The following is a 3,201-nucleotide window of genomic DNA, read 5'->3' as shown; positions in this document are numbered from 1 at the left end:
GCGGCAGGGCAAGACCTCGTTCTACATGCAGCATCTGGGCGAAGAGGCTGTGGCTTGCGCCTTCCGCAAGGCACTGGCGCCGGGCGACATGAACTTTCCGACCTATCGCCAGGCAGGGCTGCTGATTGCCGATGGCTACCCGATGGTCACGATGATGAACCAGATCTATTCCAACGAAGCCGACCCGCTGAAGGGCCGGCAATTGCCGGTCATGTATTCTTCGAAGGAGCACGGCTTCTTCTCGATCTCCGGCAATCTGGCGACGCAGTACATCCAGGCGGTCGGCTGGGCGATGGCCTCGGCGATATCGAACGATTCACGCATCGCAGCCGCGTGGATCGGCGACGGCTCGACGGCCGAGTCCGATTTCCATTCGGCGCTGGTGTTCGCCTCCACCTACAAGGCGCCGGTCGTGCTCAATGTCGTCAACAACCAGTGGGCGATCTCGACCTTTCAAGGCATCGCGCGCGGCGGTTCGGGCACGTTAGCGGCGAGGGGCCTCGGCTTCGGCATCCCGTCACTGCGCGTCGACGGCAACGACTATCTCGCGGTGCATGCGGTCGCCAAATGGGCGGCGGAGCGGGCGCGCAGCAATCTCGGGCCGACGCTGGTCGAATATGTCACCTACCGTGCCGGCGCACATTCGAGCTCGGACGACCCGTCCGCCTACCGGCCGAAGACCGAATCCGACGCCTGGCCGCTCGGCGACCCGATCGTGCGGCTGAAGAACCATCTCATCGCGCTCGGCGTCTGGTCGGACGAGCGGCACGCGCAGGCCGAGGCGGAAATCCTCGACACGGTTATCGCGGCGCAGAAGGAAGCGGAAAGCCACGGCACGCTGCATGCCGGCGGCAAGCCGTCGACGCGCGACATGTTCGAGGGGCTCTATGCCGAGATGCCGCCGCATCTCAGGCGCCAGCGCCAGCAGGCGGGAGTCTGAGCCATGCCGAGACGGACCATGATCGAGGCCATTCGCGATGCCATGGATGTGTCGATGGGGCGCGACGAGAAAGTCGTCGTGTTCGGCGAGGACGTCGGCTTCTTCGGCGGCGTCTTCCGCTGCACGCAGGGCTTGCAGGCCAAATACGGCAAGAGCCGCTGCTTCGATGCGCCGATCAACGAATCCGGCATTGTCGGCTCGGCCATAGGCATGGCCGCCTATGGCTTGAAGCCGTGCGTGGAAATTCAGTTTGCCGACTACATGTACCCGGCCTACGACCAGCTGACCCAGGAAGCGGCACGGCTGCGCTACCGCTCCAACGGCGATTTCACCTGCCCGATCGTGGTGCGCATGCCGACCGGCGGCGGCATTTTTGGCGGCCAGACGCACAGCCAGAGCCCTGAGGCGCTGTTCACCCATGTGTCGGGGCTGAAGACGGTGGTGCCGTCCAACCCGCACGACGCCAAGGGGCTTTTGATCGCGGCGATCGAGGATCCGGATCCGGTGATCTTCCTCGAGCCGAAGCGGCTCTACAACGGTCCGTTCGATGGTCATCACGACCGGCCGGTGACGCCCTGGTCGAAGCATGAGCTGGGCGAGGTGGCCGACGGCCACTACACGGTGCCGCTCGGCAAGGCGGCGATCCGCAGGGCAGGCTCGGCCCTCACCGTGCTCGCCTACGGCACCATGGTCTATGTCGCGCAGGCGGCTGTCGAAGAAACCGGCATCGATGCCGAGATCATCGACCTCAGGACCCTGCTGCCGCTTGATCTCGATACGATCGTCGCCTCGGTGAAAAAGACCGGGCGCTGCGTCATCGTGCATGAGGCGACGCTGACCTCGGGCTTCGGCGCCGAGCTGTCGGCGCTGGTGCAGGAAAACTGTTTCTATCACCTCGAAGCGCCGGTTGCTCGCGTTGCCGGCTGGGACACGCCCTATCCGCATGCGCAGGAGTGGGATTATTTTCCCGGTCCCGCCCGCGTTGGCCGTGCCTTGCTTGAAACCATGGGAGCCTGAGATGGGCGAACACATCATCAAGCTGCCCGATGTCGGCGAAGGCGTCGCCGAGGCCGAGCTGGTCGAATGGCACGTCAAGGTCGGCGATATCGTCCGCGAGGACACTGTGCTCGCCGCAGTCATGACCGACAAGGCGACGGTTGAAATCCCCTCGCCGGTTGATGGCGAGATCCTGTGGCTGGGCGCCGAGATCGGCGACACGGTGGCCATCGGCTCGCCCATCGTGCGGCTGAAGGTGGCGGGCGAGGGCAACGCCAAGCCGCAAGGCGCCGAAGCGGAAGCGGTGTCCGCTGAGCCTCCGGCAAAACTTCCGACGCCGAAGCCCGAGGCTGCTGCGCCGGTCGTGAAGACATCCCCAAAGAGCGACGAGCCCAAGGCGAAACCGGCAGCCTCACAGAAAAGCACGGCGCAGCCTTCCGTCTCCGGCGCGCCGCGGCTTCAAGGCGAAAGACCGCTGGCGTCGCCGGCCGTTCGTCTGCGGGCAAAAGAAGCCGGCATCGATCTCAGGCAGGTTGCCGGATCCGGTCCGGCCGGTCGCATCGGCCATGAGGACATCGAAGCGTTCCTGGCCCGCGGGCCGCAGGTCGCAAAGGCATCCGGCCTCGCCCGCAACGACGCTGTGCAGGATATCAAGGTGGTCGGCTTGCGGCGCAAGATCGCCGAGAAGATGTCGCTGTCCAAATCGCGCATTCCGCACATCACCTATGTCGAGGAGATCGACGTCACCGCACTGGAGGAATTGCGCGCGGCGCTCAACAAGGAGAAGCGTCCTGGCGTGGAGCGGCCGAAACTGACGCTGCTGCCGTTCCTGATGCGGGCGATGGTCAAGGCGATCGCGGACCAGCCCAATCTCAATTCCCTGTTCGACGACGAGGCCGGCATCGTCCATCAGCATGGCGGCATCCATATCGGCATCGCCGCACAGACGCCGTCGGGGCTGGTGGTTCCGGTGGTCAAGCACGCCGAGGCGCGCGACATCTGGGATTGCGGCGCCGAGGTCATCAGGCTGGCCGAGGCGGCCAAGTCCGGCACGGCAACACGCGACGAGCTGTCCGGCTCGACCATCACCATCACCTCGCTCGGCGCCATGGGCGGCGTGGCGACGACGCCGGTCATCCCCCCTCCGGCATTGGCTCTCTTCGGCCTCCCCCAGATGATTTTTCTTCCGGTGTTTTCCTTCCCCCCTTTCATTCCTCGCCCTCATCTCAACCTTTCTTCTCTCTTCTACCATCTTTTTCTCTCTT

3 protein-coding genes are annotated in these 3,201 nt (G+C 64.9%); all 3 read left to right on the top strand.

What is annotated here, in order from left to right; genetic code table 11:
* Window positions 1-940, top strand: a 940-nt coding sequence (locus tag EN879_RS29530; protein WP_164774654.1) for a thiamine pyrophosphate-dependent dehydrogenase E1 component subunit alpha, incomplete at its 5' end; no start/stop codon positions are given.
* A gap of 3 nt (window positions 941-943) precedes the next feature.
* On the top strand, window positions 944-1,957 hold the full coding sequence (locus EN879_RS29525) for an alpha-ketoacid dehydrogenase subunit beta (protein WP_013528742.1): 1,014 nt from the start codon (window positions 944-946) through the stop codon (window positions 1,955-1,957).
* 1 nt (window position 1,958) lies between these two features.
* On the top strand, window positions 1,959-3,201 hold a 1,243-nt coding region (locus EN879_RS29520), incomplete at its 3' end, for a dihydrolipoamide acetyltransferase family protein (RefSeq protein WP_164774653.1).

This window comes from Mesorhizobium sp. M7A.F.Ca.AU.002.02.1.1, from assembly GCF_003998535.1.
Lineage (GTDB): Bacteria > Pseudomonadota > Alphaproteobacteria > Rhizobiales > Rhizobiaceae > Mesorhizobium > Mesorhizobium ciceri.
The sequence above is the reverse complement of the archived record's forward strand: the minus strand, read 5'-3'. Positions and strand labels throughout refer to the sequence as shown.